The 19,081-nt window shown below is 64.8% G+C and carries 10 protein-coding genes and 3 pseudogenes; 5 read left to right on the forward strand and 8 right to left on the reverse strand.

Features of this window, described 5'->3' with window-relative positions; genetic code table 11:
• The first annotated feature begins 56 nt into the window (after positions 1 to 56).
• The 4 genes and pseudogenes from E1956_RS41455 (at position 57) to E1956_RS41470 (ending at position 4,827) form a co-directional block, all read left to right on the forward strand.
• A complete protein-coding gene (locus E1956_RS41455) occupies positions 57 to 1,199 on the forward strand; it encodes an ABC transporter ATP-binding protein (RefSeq protein ID WP_134759148.1) in 1,143 nt (380 codons plus the stop codon).
• A gap of 13 nt (positions 1,200 to 1,212) precedes the next feature.
• Positions 1,213 to 2,159, forward strand: a pseudogene (locus E1956_RS41460) (ABC transporter permease subunit).
• Positions 2,156 to 3,076, forward strand: coding sequence for an ABC transporter permease subunit (locus E1956_RS41465; protein ID WP_134753908.1), 921 nt, complete (start codon positions 2,156 to 2,158; stop codon positions 3,074 to 3,076). The pseudogene E1956_RS41460 and the gene E1956_RS41465 overlap by 4 nt, the downstream one beginning before the upstream one ends.
• A gap of 146 nt (positions 3,077 to 3,222) precedes the next feature.
• Positions 3,223 to 4,827 carry a DUF3138 family protein gene (locus E1956_RS41470; RefSeq protein WP_134759150.1) on the forward strand — a complete coding sequence of 535 codons (1,605 nt, stop codon included), beginning with the start codon at positions 3,223 to 3,225 and terminating at the stop codon, positions 4,825 to 4,827.
• 17 nt (positions 4,828 to 4,844) lie between these two features.
• On the opposite strand, the gene E1956_RS41475 is transcribed toward E1956_RS41470, so the two are convergent.
• The 6 genes and pseudogenes from E1956_RS41475 to E1956_RS46480 all read right to left on the reverse strand — a co-directional run bounded on the left by E1956_RS41475 (position 4,845) and on the right by E1956_RS46480 (position 12,984).
• Positions 4,845 to 5,759 (reverse strand): LysR family transcriptional regulator, encoded by a 915-nt coding sequence (locus tag E1956_RS41475; RefSeq protein ID WP_134759152.1) that lies wholly within the window; start codon positions 5,757 to 5,759, stop codon positions 4,845 to 4,847.
• Between the two features lie 311 nt (positions 5,760 to 6,070).
• Complete coding sequence (locus E1956_RS41480; RefSeq protein ID WP_134759154.1) at positions 6,071 to 7,534, reverse strand: virulence factor; 1,464 nt, start codon at positions 7,532 to 7,534, stop codon at positions 6,071 to 6,073.
• Positions 7,531 to 9,733, reverse strand: a pseudogene (locus tag E1956_RS47615) (T6SS effector phospholipase Tle3 domain-containing protein). The gene E1956_RS41480 and the pseudogene E1956_RS47615 overlap by 4 nt, the downstream one beginning before the upstream one ends.
• A 20-nt stretch (positions 9,734 to 9,753) precedes the next feature.
• Complete coding sequence (locus E1956_RS47150; RefSeq protein WP_335930031.1) at positions 9,754 to 10,530, reverse strand: DUF2345 domain-containing protein; 777 nt, start codon at positions 10,528 to 10,530, stop codon at positions 9,754 to 9,756.
• 55 nt (positions 10,531 to 10,585) lie between these two features.
• Positions 10,586 to 12,583, reverse strand: a pseudogene (locus E1956_RS41490) (type VI secretion system Vgr family protein); the annotation flags it as partial.
• Between the two features lie 245 nt (positions 12,584 to 12,828).
• Complete coding sequence (locus E1956_RS46480) at positions 12,829 to 12,984, reverse strand: hypothetical protein (RefSeq protein WP_167760287.1); 156 nt, start codon at positions 12,982 to 12,984, stop codon at positions 12,829 to 12,831.
• 257 nt (positions 12,985 to 13,241) lie between these two features.
• Here E1956_RS46480 and E1956_RS41495 point away from each other — a divergent pair, with 257 nt between their 5' ends.
• On the forward strand, positions 13,242 to 15,092 hold the full coding sequence (locus tag E1956_RS41495) for an acyl-CoA dehydrogenase (protein ID WP_134759156.1): 1,851 nt from the start codon (positions 13,242 to 13,244) through the stop codon (positions 15,090 to 15,092).
• A gap of 89 nt (positions 15,093 to 15,181) precedes the next feature.
• Here the strand turns inward: E1956_RS41495 and E1956_RS41500 are convergent, their stop codons facing one another.
• Positions 15,182 to 17,602, reverse strand: a complete 2,421-nt coding sequence (locus tag E1956_RS41500; RefSeq protein WP_134759744.1) for a carbohydrate-binding family V/XII — start codon at positions 17,600 to 17,602, stop codon at positions 15,182 to 15,184.
• Between the two features lie 172 nt (positions 17,603 to 17,774).
• Positions 17,775 to 18,953 (reverse strand): porin, encoded by a 1,179-nt coding sequence (locus tag E1956_RS41505; protein WP_134759158.1) that lies wholly within the window; start codon positions 18,951 to 18,953, stop codon positions 17,775 to 17,777.
• Between the last annotated feature and the right edge of the window lie 128 nt (positions 18,954 to 19,081).

Consider the following 19,081-nt stretch of genomic DNA (forward strand, 5'->3'; position numbering starts at 1 on the left):
CGCGGCGCGCAGGGCAGCGTGCGCCCGCAGCAGGTGGAACTGGAAGCACGGCAATCATGGAGACAACGCCAATGCCCACCGCCCATATTCAGGAGTCGAAAATTCCGTCACGTGATGCGTTCATCCGCATCGAAAACGTCGTCAAGAAGTTCGGCGACAGCGTCGCCGTCAACAACGTGAGCCTGAACATCGCGAAGAACGAGCTCTTCGCGCTGCTCGGCAGCTCGGGTTGCGGCAAGTCCACGCTGCTGCGCATGCTCGCCGGCTTCGAGGCCGCCACCTCGGGCAAGATCTTCGTCGACGGCGAAGACCTCGCGACGCTGCCCCCGTATCGCCGCCCCGTCAACATGATGTTCCAGTCGTACGCGCTCTTCCCGCACATGAGCGTGGAATCGAACGTCGCGTTCGGTCTGAAGCAGGAAGGCGTGCCCAAGAACGAGATCAAGGAGCGCGTGGCCGATGCGCTGAACCTCGTGCAGATGGGCCGCTACGCCAGGCGCAAGCCGCACCAGCTCTCGGGCGGCCAGCAGCAGCGCGTCGCGCTCGCCCGCTCGCTCGTCAAGCGTCCCAAGCTGCTGCTCCTCGACGAGCCGATGTCCGCGCTCGACAAGAAGATCCGCCAGAAGACCCAGCTCGAACTCGTGAACATCATCGAGAAGGTCGATGTCACCTGTGTGATGGTCACGCACGATCAGGAAGAGGCCATGACCATGGCCAACCGCCTCGCCGTCATGAGCGAAGGCCGCATCGTGCAGATCGGCTCGCCCAACGACGTCTACGAATTCCCCAACAGCCGCTTCTCTGCCGAGTTCATCGGCTCGACCAACCTCTTCGAAGGCAAGGTCGTCGAAGACGAGCCCGATCACATCTACGTCGAAAGCGAGGACCTCGAAGCGCGCATGTACGTGAGCCACGGCATCACCGGGCCGCTCGGCATGCCGGTGGGCATCTCCGTGCGCCCCGAGCGCGTGCGCGTCACGCGCGAGAAGCCCACCACGCCGCACAACTGGGCGCGTGGCGTGGTCAAGGACGTGGCCTACATGGGCAGCTATTCGCTCTATCACGTGCGCCTGCCCGGCGGCAAGGTGGTCGTCTCGAACCTCTCCAGCTCGCACCTCATGAACGAGGGCGCGCCGGCCTGGAACGACGACGTCTATGTCTCGTGGTCGCCCGCCAGCGGCGTCGTGCTCACGCAATAACGGAGATGCCGACATGAGTACGACTTTACCTTCCACGACGGCCGCCTCGCGCGGCACGCTCGCACGCTTCCTCTCGCGCTTCGTGCCTTCGGGCCGCACCACCGTCATCGGGATTCCGTTCCTGTGGCTCACGCTGTTCTTTGCCGTGCCGTTCGTGCTCGTGCTCAAGATCAGCTTCGCCGACCAGATGATGGCCGTGCCGCCCTACTCGAACCTCGTCGAGATGAAGGACGGCATGGTGCACCTGGCGCTGCAGCTCGGCCATTATGTGTTCCTGCTGCAGGACAGCCTCTACGTCGCCACCTACATCAGCTCGCTGAAGATGGCCGCGGTCTCCACCTTCTTCTGCCTGCTGATCGGCTACCCCATCGCCTACTACATCGCGCGCTCGAACCCCGCCACGCGCAACGTACTGATGATGGCCGTGATGCTGCCGTTCTGGACCTCGTTCCTGATCCGCGTCTACGCGTGGATCGGCATCCTGAAGGACGACGGCCTGCTCAATCATGCGCTCATCGCCATCGGCCTGATCCACTCGCCGCTGCGCCTCTATCACAGCGACGCGGGCGTCTATATCGGCATGGTCTATTCGTACCTGCCCTTCATGGTGATGCCGCTCTACGCGCACCTCGTGAAGATGGACCTCACGCTCACGGAAGCCGCCTATGACCTGGGCGCCAACGGGTCGCGTTCACGCGCATCACGCTGCCGCTCTCGAAGAACGGGATCATCGCCGGCAGCCTGCTCGTGTTCATCCCGGCGGTGGGCGAGTACGTGATTCCCGAGCTGCTCGGCGGCGCGGACACGCTCATGATCGGCCGCGTGATGTGGGACGAGTTCTTCAACAACATGGACTGGCCGATGGCATCGGCCGTGACGGTCGCGATGGTGGTGCTGCTGCTCGTGCCGATGGCCCTCTTCCAGCACTACCAGGTCAAGGAAATGGAGGACCGCAAATGATCAAGCCCAATCGCACCCTGTCCACGGGCGTGCTCACGCTCGGCTTCCTGTTCCTCTACATCCCGATCATCAGCCTCGTGGTGTATTCGTTCAACGAATCGAAGCTCGTGACCGTCTGGTCGGGCTTCTCGCTGAAGTGGTACGCCGCGCTGCTGCAGGACGACGAGCTCCTCACCGCCGCCTGGCTCTCGCTGAAGATCGGCCTGATGACGGCGTTCGCGTCGATCGCGATCGGCACGTGGGCCGGCTATGTGCTCGCGCGCATGGGCCGCTTCCGGGGCTTCGCGCTGTTCGCGGGGATGATCAACGCGCCGCTCGTGATTCCTGAAGTCATCCAGGGCATCTCGCTGTTGCTGCTGTTCGTCGCGATGGAGCAGTTCCTCGGCTGGCCCAAGGGCCGTGGCGTGCTGACCATGTGGATCGGCCACGTGATGCTGTGCGTCTCGTACGTAGCGATCATCGTGCAGTCGCGCGTGAAGGAGCTGAACAAGTCGCTCGAAGAGGCCGCGCTCGATCTGGGCGCCACGCCCTTCAAGGTGTTCTTCGTGATCACGCTGCCGCTGATCTCGCAGGCGCTCATCTCGGGCTGGCTGCTCTCGTTCACGCTTTCGATCGACGACCTCGTGCTCTCCGCGTTCCTCTCGGGTCCCGGTTCGACGACGCTGCCGCTGGTGGTGTTCTCGCGCGTGCGTCTGGGCCTGAATCCGGAGATGAATGCACTGGCGACGCTCTTCATCAGCGCGGTGACGATTGGCGTGATCGCGGCCAACTACATCATGTCGGCCCGCGAACGCAAGCGCATGCGCGACATGCAGATGGCCTTCGTGCAGCCCGATCCCTCGGAAGCGGTGCAGGGCGCCGTGCAGGGCGCACCGGCGGGCGCGGTCGGCTCGCCGCTCGGCCGGCGCGCGGCCTGATCGCCGGGTCGCAGTCCACAGAACGCAGTCCATAGAAGCGGCGCGCGCGGCTCGCAGGCTGCGGCGCGCGCCGCGCGCAACGTCCGGCGGCACAGGGGAAAGACAAGCCAGGGCGCCTGCCATAACGATCCATAAGGAGAATCCTGATGAAGAAGAAATTAATCTGTCTGCTGGTGGCCGGGGCACTGCCAGGGCTCGCTTTTGCGGACTCGACCAGCGATCAGATCAAGGCCCTGCAGCAGCAGCTCAACGCGCTGCAAAAAGAGGTGAAATCGCTCAAGAACGAGCTTGCCACGTCGAACACGGGCGCGAAGGGCACGGCGAAGAGCGCCACCGCCGCCACGGGCGCGGCCGCCGCAACGACGGCCGCTGCCGCGCCGGCCGTCGACATGTCCTCGCCCGACTACGGCAAGCAGCCTGCGCACCTGACCAACGACGACGTCGACTCGATGAAGCAGCAGATCGCGAGCCAGCAGCTGAAGGTGGATTCGCTCTCCGACGCGGCCAACACCGGCCCGATCGCGGGCCTCTCGGTCACGGGCTATATCGACCCGACGTATATCTACAACCGTGCCCCCGGCACGTCGTCGTTCCTGTTCGCGAACCACGAAAGTTCGTATAACTACTTTAACAGCACGTTCGGCGACCTCTACCTCGACATCAAGAAGACCTTCGGCGTCGGCCCGATGGCGCCTTCGGCCGAAATCACGCTCATGCCCAACCGCGGCAACGGCATCACGCTGCTGGCCAACGAGCACGGCGACATCGGCAACAACATCCTGAACACGGCGGTCATCACGGTGCCCGTGACGGCCACGGGCACGTTCGTGGCCGGTCTCATGCCGAGCTTCGGCGGCTATGAGGTGCAGCAGTCGAACCAGATGCTCACCCTCACGCACAACCTGCTCTATGACTTCTCGGATCCGGGCAGCTATGTGGGCGTGGGCTGGAACTACTCGCCCGACAGCAGCCAGTGGGCCTTCAAGTTCATGGTCGGCAACGAGCAGTACCGTACCTACGGCGCGGTCACGCAGACGGGCACGAACGCGCTGGGCGACCCCATCACGACGAGCAACAAGATCCCGACCTTCACGGCGCGCGCCGACTACACGTGGTCGAGCGCACTCGATATCGGTGGTTCGTTCAACGTGGGCCGCCAGACGCTGTCGAGCGCGCAGGATCCGACGACCGGCCAGTTCGTCTACGGTCCGGGCGGCGAGGCCACGAGCTCGGGCGGCTACTTCTTCTTCGGCGAAATGGACGCGACCTACACGCTCGCGGACATCCAGTACAACGCCGAGCTCGACTACGGCCAGCAGCAGCGCGCCGCGTTCAACGGCGGCAATGCGCAGTGGTACGGTCTCTCGCTGCTCGCGCACCGCAAGTTCAACGCACCGGTGGTGGGCCGCATGGGCGTGACCGCGCGCTACGACGTGCTCGCCAACGGCAAGAACGGTGGTGGCGGTGGCGGCATCGCGCTCAACGGCAACGGCATGGATCCGTACAACGGCTTCGGCGTCGGTTCGGAGTGCCTGGCGACTTCGCAGGCCAACGGCGGTCATGGCTTCGAATGCAACGGCGCAACGCGTCAGGACGTAGCCCTCGATCTGCTGTTCTATCCGACGCAGCAGGTCACTGTGAAGGTTGAATACCGTCACGACTGGGCCACGCAGAAGGTGTTCCTGCGCGACGACGGCTCGTACAGCAAGAGCAACGACCTGCTGGGCGCACAGTTCATCTACTCGTTCTAACGCAACCCGCAGGCGCCTCAATCCGCCTGCGGTAGCCGTGCCGCTTCGATCCGCTCGCGCAGCAATGGCCTGGCGAAGTCCAGGAACGCGCGCAGCTTGAGCGGCAGCGGCGCCTGCCCGCCGTGCACGAGACTGACGGGCCACGGCGGCGGCTCGAACGCATCGAGCACCACGGCAAGGCGCTTCTCGCGCACCGCCTGCGCGACCTGATACGACAACACGCGCGTGAGCCCCACGCCCTGCAGCGCGGCATCGATCGCGGCCTCGGCGGTGTTCACGGCCAGCCGTGCGTGCACCGGCTGCATCACGTCGCTCTTGCCGCCACGGAACGTCCACATGCGCCCCTCGACGCCTTCGAACGTCACGCAGTGGTGGCTCGCCAGATCGCGCGGCGCGGCGGGCACACCATGCGCGGCCAGATACGCGGGGCTCGCGCACACCACACGGCGGATCGTGCCCACGCCCACCGCCACGAGCGCGCTATCGGGCAGCGCGCCGATGCGCACGGCGGCGTCGACGTGCTCTTCCATCAGATTGACGACACGATCCGCCAGCATGAGGCGCACGTCGATCTCGGGATACTGCGCGAGGAATGCGTTGACGACCGGCAGCACGTGCAGCCGGCCGAACACCACGGGCGCCGAGAGTGCAAGCGTGCCTCTGGGCGTGGTGTATTCGCCGGTTGCCGCGCGCTCGGCCTCGCCCACTTCCTCGAGGATGCGCCGGCAGGCCGCCACGTAGGACGCGCCCGCCTCGGTCAGCGCGAGCTGGCGCGTGGTGCGCTTGACGAGCCGTGTTTTGAGATGCGCCTCGAGCTCGTTGACTTTCCGGCTAACCGTGGCGAGCGGCATGTTCAGGCGCCGCGCCGCCGCTGAAAGACTGCCCGCCTCGACCACGGCGACGAGCACGTACATCGCATCGAGCCGGTCCATGATGTTCTCGCCATTTGGAAGGATGAGAACGAATATTGCCGGATCCGCTTCGGGTGTGAAAGCTCGGTGGCCTTATGTGCCGCCAGGGCGCGGCGGAATGCCGGGCTTCCTTGCGTGCCGCGGCCGCGCATACGCTAAATAGCCGGCACGCAATGTTTGGCGGCGGATTGTTGACCTGGACCGCGTTTTACAGCGTGCGGGGGGAGTTTTCAGGCTTCAGCGAATCGTGTCCGGCCGGACGAACCTGCGCGACCTGGCCGCCAGGGCTCGGCGCGTCGACTGTCCCGGTGTTTCCGTGCGCAGGCTGCCGTTCATTCGGTGTAGCCCTGGATCGGGTATGTCTTGCCACGCAGACGCCCCCACCACGGCAGGTACGCATTGTTCTCGCCGCGCGCGCGGAACCAGTCCTTCTCGGGGTCGATCGCTATGAGCTTCTCAGGCGGCACGACCACGACGGCAGTCAGGTGCTTCGGATCGGTGGTGCCCATGACGAGTGTGTTGCCGCCCAGGTGATTGGCCCGGCCGATCGCCAGCACCACGTCGGTCAGTGCCGTACCCGCGCCCATCTCGCCAAGCAGCGCCGGCGTGTTGAAGGTCTGCTTCAGGTACTCGAACTCCGGCAGCGTGACCGTCAGCGTGCGGCCGAGGGCGCCGACGCGCTCGGAGGCGGCGTCGCTGCCCCGTCCGGCATCGTGGATCACGTACTGGATGCCGGTCACCGGCACGTTCGCGTTGCGCGCTGCCGCCTCGATCGTGCTTTGCCATGCCTGCACGGTGCGCGTCGTGCCGGCCTTCACTTCGAAGTCGTCGACACTCGCGCTTGCAGCACGGCCGATCCAGGCCAGCGGGTCGCGTCCGGTGTCCAGCCCCGGGCCCGCCAGGATCAGCAGCACCATGTTTTCGTTCATCTGCTCGTCGTTCGGCGGGAAGCTCGGTGCATCCCAGTTCATTACCCAGACGCTCTCGGTCGGGTGCGACTGCAGGTAGTCGAGCGCCGCGTTCAGCGAGGTGAAGCCGGCATTCGGACCGCCGGGTGTCACGTGAACGTCTGGTGGAGTGTCCTTCGACCAGAGGTCTGTGAACTGTTTGTGCCCGATGCTGAAGTTGTAGATGATCTTCTGCTGCAGGTAGTCCCGTGCCTTGACGGGATCGAGCCTGCGGGCGGGGATTGCGTACTCGACGTGAATGCCGGCGAGTTCGCGCCACTTGCGCTTGCTTGACGGCGCGACCGTGTAGAAGTAGGACGGATTCATTGCATAGCGGTCACGGAACAGCAGGAGCAGCTTGGTGACGTACTTCTTGTGGAATCCCTCGAACGTCTCTTCCCCAAAGACGCCGTTCGCAACAATGGCCACGGGCTGCAACGACGTAAAACTCTTTGGATCGGTCCGCACCATGTCGTCATTGCGGTTCGGCTTCACGAGCCCCAGCGTCCACAGCGTCTGCCATTCGGTCGGATAGTCGCGGCGTTGCAGCGGATTGAGCCATTCAAGTCCCACGACCTGGGCGAGGAACGGCTTGCGGGCATCATCCACCGGCGTCGCGCCCGCTCCCGGCGTGGCTGCCGTGGCGTCTGGCATAACGTATGAAGTAGCAAGCGAGAATACCGCGATCGCCATCAGGCCCGGTATCAGCACCAGTCGTTTCATCAGATCGCCCATTGTCAGCACTCCTGTTTCGTTGTTTATGCTCGTCAGCATCCACGCCGCGACCAGCACTGCCACGCCGATCGCCAGTCCAAGCCGGCGTGGCCAGGTCGAAAGCAGCCACGTCATAGCAACCCTCCCACGGCCAGCAGGAAGTTGCCGTCCCGTTTGTCGTGGATCTTGTCCGGCCTTTGGGCATCACGATCGATTTTTAGCCATTTATCCAGCGCGACATCGTTCATCTGGCCGTACTGAAAGTACTCTGCGAACCGCCCGTTCGGATCGTCATCCGGCAATCCGTCGCCAAACCGCCAGTCGGCAGCCCAGCGCAGTTTGACAAGATCTTCCGCCGAGATATCGCACCGCCCGATCGCCACGTCGTACGCCAGCGCCTTTTCCGCGTGCTCCGCATTGGTCAGGATCGTCGAATGGTTCGTCGCGTTGCTGTCGACGCCCTGCGTCAGGATCTTCGTGATCTGCTCGTTGTGCCACCCGGTGTAGTCCGCGCTGGCCTGCGACGCATCGTCCTCGCCAACCACCTTGCCCTGACCGTCGACCCAGCCGGGCCGGTCCTCGCGCCGCGCCAGCATGCGCAGCGTCGCGTGATCCTCGTAGCGCCGCGACGCTTCGGTCTGCTCCGTTCCCAGCCCCTGCCCGGGATGGCTGTCGTAGGGATCAGCCGGGTTGGTCGCCTTGCCGCCGTTGCCCTTGCTCGCGTCGCGCGCGTCCGCCGGCGGATCGTAGCCCTCGTTGAAATCGCTTTCGGCGCTTCCGTCCGAGACTGACGACACCCCGCCATAGCGGATCGACTGTGGCGTGAACGTCGCCGGAAGCGCCGGCGCGTTGACCAGGACCTTCCAGTCCTTGTCCGGGCTGGCATTCAACGGAACACGCGTGAGCAGGTTGAACAGGTAGAACACCGGCGCGGTGGCCAGCGTCGTGAGTTGCGCAACCGGATTCCTCGGGCGCGCCTCCAGCCCGCGCTCGAGCGAGAATCGGGCCAGCGGCGAGGGCGGATACCAGAAGCCTTCTTTCCGGTTCCGATCCTTGCGCCAGTCGTCATCCCAGTACCGGTAGTACTCGCCCGTCCTGCCCACCTCGTGGCCCGAAGCAAATACCCGCTGCGTGAGCACGCCGTCGGCGTTCGTGTCGGCGCGCTCCTTGTCACTCATGCCGCGCCAGCCCAGGCCCTGCACGGTCGTCACGGAAATCACCTGGTCGTGCGGGCAGCAGTACAGCGTGACGCGCCCATACGTCTTGCCGTTCAGGCCGTGCGCCGCGCGGTCGTCGGCCGCGTTGTACGCTTGCCCGCCGCTTGCCGAGGTGCGCGTATTGGCCATCTCCGGATCGAGCCGCGAAGGATCCGGCTCGAGCGCCGCCCGCTCGCGCAGGATGTCGAAATACGCCTTGAGCGTTTCGGCGCGCGCGACATAGCTCTCACGCCCGTGGTTGCCGTCCCGGTCGCCAATGCCGCGCTGCGCCCAGCTATCCATGGCGTTGCTGGGGACGAGACTGTACGGCGGATTGCACAGCACATAGGTATCCGCCACGCAGCGGCCGGTCTCGGGTGGCAGGCTGCTACCCTTCGGGAGCTTCACCGCCGGGAGGCGGTCACGAGAACGCGGCGGCGATCCCGACCATGTTGCCCTGGCTGTGGCAGACCACCGTGATTGCCGCGTCAGGCTGCTTGCTGCGGATCGTCCTGATCAGATTCGCAAGCCGCAGGGCCGCCAGCACCCCGTAGGCACGCGGCGGGCAGGCATACACGGTGCGCGAGGCCACCGGATTCATGTGCTGCGCGGTGAGCCACAGGAACAGCCGGTCGTTCAGGCCTTCGTGCCACAGATCCGGCAGGCTCGACGTGCCATTGGCGAACGGGCCGCCGCCCCAGTAGTTCTGCTCGTTCAGGAAGATGTTGGTGCCGTACCGCTTGAGTTCGTCCTGGTTGGCCTTGTAGCCCCAGCGGAAGTGGATCACCGGCGAAAACGACGGGTCCGGGTTGATGTAGGTTTTGGACGTCATCTTCGGATTGATATACCCATCGGCGGTGAGGCTGTCGATATAGCTGACCGGCGTAAGCTGGCCGGCGCAGGTGCCGGTATAGGCCATCTGGTCGTCGTTGCGGCCCAGCCGTGCGTTCAGGCCGCGACACAGGCCTTTCTCTGCAGCGTCGAACCACTCCCCTTCGGAGTTCACGCCATGCACGAAGATCACAATGCCCGGTAGCGGCATCCGCAGGACGCAGATGAGCGGCGTGTCCGAATTGAATAATGTCATCCCTTCTACGCTGCCGACCTCCACGAGCGATGGATCTGGAGAAGCACTCATGTCCTGGACTCCGTTTTGATTTACGTCTCTTGCCGGAAAAATTTCGCCACGAGCGACTGGAACCGGTTGCCATTGATTTTTGGCAACTGGCCCGAGCCGTCGGTCTGCCCCTGGGCGATTTCACCAGCGGCGGCCTGCACCGCCCCCTGATAGCCCATGGCAGACTGGCCGTCCGTTGCGCGCACAAGCTGTGGGACCCGGCCAAGCTGCGAGTCGCTGAAGTTCGGCATGTCGGTGGCCATGCTCGCCGGGCCGCCCCACGTATGACCGGCCGCCTTGACGGTAAAGCTGCCCGGGCAGCCAAGCTCGATGTTCTGGCCATGCAGCTTCAGGTAAGCGCCGCCCGTCGTGGCGAACACCACCTGGTCGCTCGCCGTGCCCACGAGCTTGCCGTCGGCGGCCGTGAGCTGAAGGTCTTTCGCGGAATGGATCTGCGTGTCGTCAGACTGGCTCGCCGTGGTGAGCTTGCCGTGGTTAGCGATTACCGAAATGCCGTCGGCCTGCGCGAACATCGCCACGCCGTGGCCGCCCTGAAGGCTGATCCGCTCGCCGCTGGCGACCTGCACGTGCTGACGCGCCACCTGATCGATGTTCTCGCCCGCATAGGTCACATGCGTCCTCGGCGTGACATTCACCGAGCCCGCCTGCGCACCGAACGCCATCAACGCCTGCGATCCATCGGCCGGCGCGGCGCCCGTTCTCCGAACTCCCGACGCCAGGCGACCAGCTTTTGAATGCGTCCGCAACGGCCGTCTGGCCACTTGTATCGGCCGCCTGTCCGCCGTGTTGTCCGGCATAGTCTCCAAGCGCCTTGAACAGTTCCGTGCATTCGCCAAGCAGCTGCAGCAGTTCCTGCCGGTCGAGCTGGTCCCCGCTCGCCTGCGTACGCGCGTAAGTCGTCAGCAGGATGCCCTGCGCGGCCCGCAGCGCCGCGGCGGCATCCGTGGCCAGCTCCGCGCCCTCACCGCGCTTCGCGCCCTGTCCGTTCTCGCGTGGATGCGTGAGGTGCCCCAGGTTCAGCTCCGACGCCGCATGCTCGCTCGCCAGCTGCGCACTGATCTGCGCCGGCGTATCGTCCAGGCGCAGCTGGTTGTACCGCCTGCCGTTGATTTCGCGTGAGCGCATGCCCGAGAGGTAGCGGTTGCCCGGCAGAGTGCCGGTACGGCTGAACGTCGCCGGCATGTTTTGGCCATTACTGAGCACGCCTGCGATATACATCCTGTCGGGATCGCCGTTCGCGAAGTCCAGCAAGACCTCCATGCCGGCTCGCAGCGGCGCTGCTGGCCGAAGCAGTCGCCCGCCCAGCCCGACAGCATCCGCACCCACGCACTGTCCGCCGGCGTGCCGCTCGTGCCCGCGCCGCTGGCGTGCTCGTGGTCGGCGCTGGCGAGCCCGGATCTGCACCTTGTGCCGCCCGTATTCGTCGGTGTGGACCTGCTCGCCATCGGGCGCGACCACCTTGCCGGTCACTGGATACACGCGCGGCAGGTCCACGCGCGGATCGTAGACGGGCGCCAGCGGCGTGCCGCGCGGCACGCCGCTAAACGTGTTCTCGTAGCGGCTCGCGGTCGAGCCGTCGAACGCCGTTGGACGCGCCAGCGTATCGACCGACAGCGGCGCGCTCACGGACGGCCATCGGCTGGCCGTGAAGAGCTGCGCGCGCTCGTTCAGGTCCTTGGGCAGGTTGTTCTCGCCGGTGTGATGCAGCGACGTGATGACGATGCGACGCTGCAGTTGCGGCAACTGATCCAGCTCCGGATGCCCCGAGACCCTGATCCAGAAGCCAACCTCGAGGTCACGCACGCCGCTCGCGCCGTTGACACGGGTCGAGCGCGCCCCGTGCGACCACAGCCGCGCGAAGCCGATCCGCTCGTAGTCGTCCGGGGTATCGGCGAAATGGGGAGAATCGATCCGGACATCGGACAGCAGGGCTGCGAGATCATTGCCCGCCGGCCCCTGGTCGACGCGTGTCGTCGCGCCCACCAGGCTGACCATGCCGGGCTTGAAGTCCCAGCTCGCCCGCCGCATCGAGCCCGACACCAGTTGGCGCCCCATCGTCAGGTGCGTGATGGCATCGCGCGTTCCGGTAGCCGCATCGGGGTGCCAGACGACGGTGCCCACGTCCGCTTCCCTGAGCTTGACGGCGTTGTCGAACAGCACCAGGGTGTGGAACGGCCACTTCGCGAGATCGGTATTATCGCGGCTGTCGCCAGCGCGGATAAACCATGCAATCCCTTCACGGCGGCACAGGCGGCGGACAAAATCCGCGTCCGATTCATCGAACTGGAGCGTCTGCTCGCGCGCGGGATATTTCGACGTGTCCAGATTCGATATATCGACATTAAACGTTCCACCAAGCGTGGTGCTTCTGCGGCGCCATTCCTCCACGAGCGTCTGGATAATATCGACGACGCTTTTTGCGCGAAATATGCGCGTATTGATGCGCCGCTCCATGATCGACAGCGCGTCACGGATCACCAGCTGGTAGGTTGCGAGCGATCCGTCGGATTCACCCTCATGGGCATCTGTGACGATCGCGCTGATCGAATGCAGCGCGCCTTCGTCGGTGACCAGCTGGACCGTTACCGGCTGGCCGAGAAACATCTCGAGCGGTGCGCCCACCGTGGTGGAAATGCAGGAAAGGCGGCCCTCAATGCCTCCGCACAGATCCTCACGAATATCGAGCCGCTGGATGAACAGCAGACCGGCCAGGTCCTTCTGCGAACTGCGCCAGTACATCCGGAACGGGCGGTTATCCTGTGAAGGCAGCGCGCCAGCGAAAACACGCCGGAGGGATAGGTAGTTCACGGCCTTCTCTCTTTTTTTGTCACTACGTTGTACGAAATACATGATTCCGGGCTACCCGTGAGCATTACTCAAATACTGAACTGGATTGTTTGGCGAGCGGCAGTCGATCACGTTGCTCGCCCGCGCTTCGGCCCGCGTTCCTCTCACATGTTCATGCTGCGAGGGGGCCGCGTATCGAGCACGGCGCTCATGAAACGACAAAGCCCAAGCGGGGAACCTGGGCTTTGTCAACCTACTGCCGGCAAACAGAGTTGCCGGCCTTCGGGGTCAGCGACCCCGGCTAAAACTTAGCTTGCCGACGTCGCGGCTTGCGGCGTGATCACGAGATTCAGGCCGCTTTCCTTCGTGATCGTCAGCGTCACAGCCGACGGCGTCTTGTTGGCGCCAGCGCCTGCGGTCACGACTTGCAGATTCGACAGTTCTTCACGTTGAAGCAGTTGCATGAGCAACCTCCATGGTTTGTGCGTGTGTTTAAGGAATGCTCCCCAAATAGGGAGCGGCGTCCAGCTTAGGCCAATCGCTCCCCCAAAAGCCTGTCTCCATTTCAAGATTCGTGAATAATCGTCGACGTTTGACGCGTATCAGCCCGTGATCGCGAAACGACCGCGCCGGCACTCGGCGATGCTGGAGAAATTACCAATAGCACGATCGTTCTATTTTATGTAAGCTAGGACTTTTCTTACATTCGAGGCTGCCTGCCATGTCGCTGATCTTCTCCCGCCGCGACCTGAATTTCCTGCTCTACGAATGGCTCGACGTCGAACGTCTCACGCGCATTGCGCGCTACGCCGACCACTCGCGCGAAACCTTCGACGCGGCGCTCGACACCTGCGAGAAGATCGCCACCGATCTGTTCGCCCCGCACAACAAGAAGAACGACCAGCACGAGCCGCATTTCGACGGCGAGACCGTCACCATCATCCCCGAGGTGAAGACCGCGCTGAAGGCGTTCTGCGAGGCGGGCCTGATGGCCGCGGGCCAGGACTACGCGTACGGCGGCATGCAGTTGCCACTCGTGGTCGAGAAAGCGGGCTTCGCGTGGTTCAAGGCCGCGAACGTGGGCACGAGCGCCTATCCGTTCCTCACCATCGGCAACGCGAACCTGTTGCTCGCGCACGGCAGCGCGAAGCAGATCGACACCTTCGTGAAGCCCGAGCTGGAAGGCCGCTACTTCGGCACGATGTGTCTCTCCGAGCCTCAGGCGGGCTCATCGCTCTCGGATGTGGCCACGCGCGCCGACTTCGAATGCGACTCGCCGCTCGGCGCGCAATATCGCCTGCGCGGCAACAAGATGTGGATCTCGGGCGGCGAGCACGAGCTCTCCGAGAACATCGTCCACCTCGTGCTCGCGAAGGTTCCCGGCCCGGACGGCAAGCTCATTGCCGGCGTGAAGGGCCTCTCGCTCTTCATCGTGCCGAAATACCTCGTGAACGAGGACGGTTCGCGCGGCGAGCACAACGACGTCGTGCTCGCGGGCCTCAATCACAAGATGGGCTATCGCGGCACCACCAACTGCCTGCTCAACTTTGGCGAAGGCACGAAATACACGCCGGGCGGCCAGGCCGGTGCCATCGGCTATCTCGTGGGAGAACCGCATCAGGGCCTCGCCTGCATGTTCCATATGATGAACGAGGCGCGCATCGGCGTGGGCCTCGGGGCGACCATGCTCGGCTACACCGGCTATCTGCACGCGCTCGATTACGCGCGCAACCGGCCCCAGGGGCGCAGCGTGGGCGCGGCGGGCAAAGACCTGGCATCGCCGCAAATCAGGCTGGTGGAGCACGCCGATGTGCGCCGCATGTTGCTCGCGCAAAAGAGCTATGTGGAAGGCGCGCTAGCGCTCAATCTCTGGTGCGCGAAGCTCGTGGACGAAGCGCGCGCCGTCGAGGACGACGCCGCGCGCGAACCGCTCACGCTGCTGCTCGACCTGCTCACGCCGATTGCCAAGAGCTGGCCCTCGCAGTGGTGCCTCGCCGCCAACGATCTGGCGATCCAGGTGCACGGCGGCTATGGCTACACGCGCGAGTACAACGTCGAGCAGTTCTATCGCGACAATCGTCTCAATCCGATCCACGAAGGCACGCACGGCATTCAGGGCCTCGACCTGCTGGGCCGCAAGGTCACGATCAAGGATGGCGCGGCGCTGAAGCTGTTCGTCCAGCGCGTCAAGGCCACGCTCGACCGCGCGCGCTCGAACGGCAACGCACAGGACGCCGCGCATGCGCATGCGCTCGAAGCGGCGCTGCAGCGCCTCGTCGATGTCACGCAGACGCTCTGGTCGGCGGGTGACGCGAGCGTCACGCTCGCCAATGCTTCGGTGTACCTGGAAGCGTTCGGCCACGTGGTGGTGGCGTGGATCTGGCTGGAACAGGCGCTCGCGGCGCGTGCGGCGCTCTCGCAGGCAAGTGGCGACGAAATCCACTTCTATCGCGGCAAGCTCGCCGCCGCGGAGTACTTCTTCGCGTGGGAGTTGCCGAAGACCGGCCCGCAGTTCGATCTGCTCGCCTCGCTCGACCGCACGACGCTCGACATGCAGGACGCGTGGTTCTGACATTGGCGCACCCGACGCCAATGTGATGCGGGCGGCCTCCGAAAGCCGCCCGCCCACTTGCGCCGCGCCAGTAAGGCGAGATGGACGCGTCAGCGCCGGAACCCACCGTGGAATCCGCCGCCGAAGCCACCGCCACGGAACCCGCCCCCCATCCCGCGCGAACCCCATCCGCCGCCCGCGTGCCCGTTGAGCTGGTTCCATCGCTGTGCTCCGAGATTGCGCGCGTCGCTCTGCCGGTTCAGGTCGTCACCCACGTCGCCGCGCGGCTGCACCGACTGCCAGCCATTTGATGTGTGCTGCTGCCAGTTGCCGCCATCGGTGTGCCGGTAGACTTTGCCGTCGTGCCCCGCATAGACATCGCCATTGTTCCAGGCAAGCGCATTGCCGCGCGACGCGTTCGTCACATAGCCCCGGCTCCCGGCTTCGTACTGGCCCGTGTGGGTATTGCCGGCCACGCCGAATTCCGCGGCACCCGAGCGCCCGGTGTTCACGTTGGCGCCCGCCACCTGCCGCCCTGCCGCGAAATTGCCGTTGGCCTCGTTGCCGACGATACCGCCGCGGCCCGCACCCGCGCGGCCGGTGGTGGGATTGGCAAACGCGCCTTGATGCGCGCCGGCAAAGTTGCCCGAGTACGGATTGAACGCGGCTCCGGCCGCGCCCCGGTAGTGCGCCCCGGTGGCCGGGTTGTAGCCCGTGCCGGCAGCGCCGCGCCACTGCGTGCCGGTCCATGGGTTCCATCCGGAAGCGTGGGTTACCGTGCCCTGCCCCCACCGGCCGTAAAAGTTCGCCTGATTGACGTTGACGTTGCTCCAGCCGCCCCCGCCCCAGTAGCCGCCCCAATAAGACCCCCACCACGGCGATGCGCTGCCCCAGATGGCCCCGGCGGCGAAGCCGAACGCAAAGCCCTCGGCGGCACTCAGCGCGAAGCCGGCGCCATAGCCGTAAGTCTCTGGATATCCGTAGTAGACGTCGCCCATGTAGGGCGCATAGACATAGCCGGTTCCATAGACGACCGTGCCGTCCGCGCTGACCATCACCCCCATGTAGCCCGGCGTATAGCCCACCACGACAGTGTCCGGCGTCGATGAATAGATCCGCACGTAAGTCACGTAGTAGAGCGGACTGCTGGGCGGCATCGCGTAGATGACCTCGGGCACGGCGGTCGCAACGGCCCACGGGCCGGCGGCCGAGCCCGCAACGAACCACACGCCGTTGGCAACCGCGTAGTAATGCGAAGGATCGACCTCGATCACGGCGTTCCCCGTGTTGACGGCATAGCTCAGTGTCGTGCCCGCGATCGGCTCGAAGCGGGGCGCGCCGTCATAACTCACCTTGAGGCTGGCCTGCGAGCGCGACACCGTGGCTGTTTGCGGAATCGAGGCCGCGATTGCGGCCTCCTTCGCCTCAGGCGTATTCGGCACCGAAACGAGCACATTGGCCTTCGGATCCTGGGGGGAGATTTTCGCGAAGTCCGCGGGCAAATCGCTGCCCGGCACCCAGGTCCACGGTCCGCCAGTGGACTGCGCGCGGAACCAGCGACCCGATATCAGTACGTAGTACGTATTGGTCTGCGGATAGACAAAGACCGCATGGTCCGTATTGGTGACCGTCAGCAGATGCGTTCCCTGGACCGGGCTGAGCTGCGCGGCGCCCACGGTCACGATCAGCTCCGTGGGCTGAATGGCGACGAGCAACGCGGGCGCCGATGCGGCCGGCTTGCCGTCGTGGGGCAGCATGGCATCGGCGGGCGTCTTCGCCTCGCTCGCCTGCGTCGCCGCAAGCAGCGCGGCCGGCGGCGACGCCATCGGCTGCCAGGGACCGCCCACCGCCGATGCCGAATACCAGTGGCCCGCCGCTTGCGCGTAAAGGTGGCCTTGCGCATCGCGCATGAGCAACGCACGACTGTTCAGGGCGCGCGCATACCCCGTCTCGCCGACCGGCCGCCAGGCGGGTGCGCCATCGACAAGGACAAGCACGGTGGGCGTCGATGCGAACACGATCCGCGGCACGTCGTTTTTCACTGCGACGCTCATCGCGTGCGCGAATCCTCGCGACGCCGCATAGCTCGTCTGCAACTCGTCGAGCGACACCTGCAGGCCGGCGGCGGGCAGACGCGCGACCACTGCCTGCCTGATGCGCTGAGACATGGCCGCGTTCGTCGGCACGTCGACACCATCGACCTGAATATGGGTGAGCAGAACGAGACCGCTTTCTTTGTCGATGTCGGCCATCGCGGAAAAACGCACGACGCCGTACGTGGGTGCTCCATTCGCCGCGCCCACCGCGACGGCGGCACGGCCGGCAATGCGATTACCGCTCCACTGCTCGATCTGCGGCTGGTACATCTCGACGTGCTCCTTGCCTTCGTCGAGGGCGCGCGGCCAGTCCGGCTGCGATGCGGCGGCCGGCTGCGCCTGCGCGCTCGCGTCTGGCAGATTCCACGCCAGCGCGGTAACGGCAAGCAGCGAGGCCACGACCCGAACCCGCTTTACCGCCGCGACCGCGATCATCGCGCGTGCGTTCTTCTTCGACTGATTCACAATCGTGCTCCCAATCATGGTTCACAAAAGACGCGTAAAAAAGCCACGCGGGAGCGATATCGGGCTCACGCGTGGCGCGGACAAGAGGCGGCGGCGCTGTGGCGGCCGCCTTCTTCATGCATCGAAGGAAGCGCTAAGGCGCTTAGAAGCGGTGGCGGATGCCCGTGGTCACGACAACCTGGCTGCGGCTGGTCGAGAACGAATCGGTACCGTTGATCTGGGCCGCGTTCGTGCCATCGTCATTGTTGGCGCCGATCTGGACAATGCTGGCCGCATAGATATCGGTGCGCTTGGAGAGCGAGTAATCGGCCATCAGGCTGAACTGGTTCCAGTGAGCCGAGAAATTGTTCGACGAGCCGCTTCCCGGCGTGTTGCGAAGGCCTTGCGTGTACGTATAGGCACCGCCCACGAACAACGCCGGCGTCAGGTCATAGCGGGCGTTGACTTCGATGTTGTTGTAGCGCAGGGTAATGTCGCTGAGCTTGTCCTGGAAGCGGCTCTGCGTAGCCACGAGACCCACCAGCGCCGGGCCGAAAGCGTAGTTCGCGCCAACGCCCCAGGTGCGCTGGGTCTGCATGCCGGGCAGACTTGCGAGCACCGTGGAATTCTGAACCGCGCCATTGGGGTTGCTCGGATCGACTGCGCCGAGACTCTGGCCCTGAACCTGGAGATAGCCTGCACCGACTTGCAGGCCGCCGTACTTGTAGCCGGCGCCCACGCTATAGGCGCGATTGTCGGCAAAGCCGCCCGCCTTGTTCGAGAAGCCGTACTGGCCGCCGAACGAGAAGCCCGCGTAGTTCGCGCTCTGGTACTTGACCGAGTTGTTGATGCTGAACGTGCTGTTCAGATTGTCATTGTCGTCCGGATGCGCGAAGTAGGTGCCGCCCCACGAGCCCGTTGCGGAGATCGGCCCGAGGTAGTCGACCACGAGATCGTACTGGCGGCCGAGCGTCAGCGTACCGTAGTCGTTGCTCGAGAGGCCGACGTACGACTGACGATTGAACAGCGAGCTGGTGACCGTGCTGCCGTTGTTCACGTTAAAGCCGCTTTCGAGGTTGAAGACGGCTTTCAGTCCGCCGCCGAGATCTTCCGCGCCGCGCAGGCCCCAGCGGCTTTGCTGGATGTTGCCGCTCGTCATGCCGAACGAGGCTTTGCCGTTGGACAGCCCATTGGGCGTCACCGACGAACTCGTGCTCGCTTCATTGCTCACATAGGTCAAGCCCGCATCGACGATACCGTAAAGCGTCACGCTGCTCTGGGCATGCGCCCCGGCCGCCATGGCCGCGGATGCAGCCGCAAAAATCAAAGTCTTCTTTTTCATCGTTCGTTCCGTACAGAGCTTAATAGTTGATCTGGAAATGCCACATTGCGTGGACAGCCCTTTCCGACATCCCGCGCCAAATCGGGCTTCGGACAGACAAGGCTGCTCATGCACGGACGCAATATAAA

The organism is Paraburkholderia pallida (assembly GCF_004524855.1).
GTDB classification, from domain to species: Bacteria; Pseudomonadota; Gammaproteobacteria; order Burkholderiales; family Burkholderiaceae; genus Paraburkholderia; species Paraburkholderia oxyphila.

Bases quoted from the DNA above. Each gene is read 5' to 3' on its own strand.
- E1956_RS41455 (WP_134759148.1), top strand. From the start codon at position 57: ATGGAGACAACGCCAATGCCCACCGCCCATATTCAGGAGTCGAAAATT.
- E1956_RS41465 (WP_134753908.1), top strand. From the start codon at position 2,156: ATGATCAAGCCCAATCGCACCCTGTCCACGGGCGTGCTCACGCTCGGC.
- E1956_RS41470 (WP_134759150.1), top strand. From the start codon at position 3,223: ATGAAGAAGAAATTAATCTGTCTGCTGGTGGCCGGGGCACTGCCAGGG.
- E1956_RS41475 (WP_134759152.1), bottom strand. From the start codon at position 5,759: ATGGACCGGCTCGATGCGATGTACGTGCTCGTCGCCGTGGTCGAGGCG.
- E1956_RS41480 (WP_134759154.1), bottom strand. From the start codon at position 7,534: ATGACGTGGCTGCTTTCGACCTGGCCACGCCGGCTTGGACTGGCGATC.
- E1956_RS47150 (WP_335930031.1), bottom strand. From the start codon at position 10,530: ATGCCGGACAACACGGCGGACAGGCGGCCGATACAAGTGGCCAGACGG.
- E1956_RS46480 (WP_167760287.1), bottom strand. From the start codon at position 12,984: ATGCAACTGCTTCAACGTGAAGAACTGTCGAATCTGCAAGTCGTGACC.
- E1956_RS41495 (WP_134759156.1), top strand. From the start codon at position 13,242: ATGTCGCTGATCTTCTCCCGCCGCGACCTGAATTTCCTGCTCTACGAA.
- E1956_RS41500 (WP_134759744.1), bottom strand. From the start codon at position 17,602: ATGATCGCGGTCGCGGCGGTAAAGCGGGTTCGGGTCGTGGCCTCGCTG.
- E1956_RS41505 (WP_134759158.1), bottom strand. From the start codon at position 18,953: ATGAAAAAGAAGACTTTGATTTTTGCGGCTGCATCCGCGGCCATGGCG.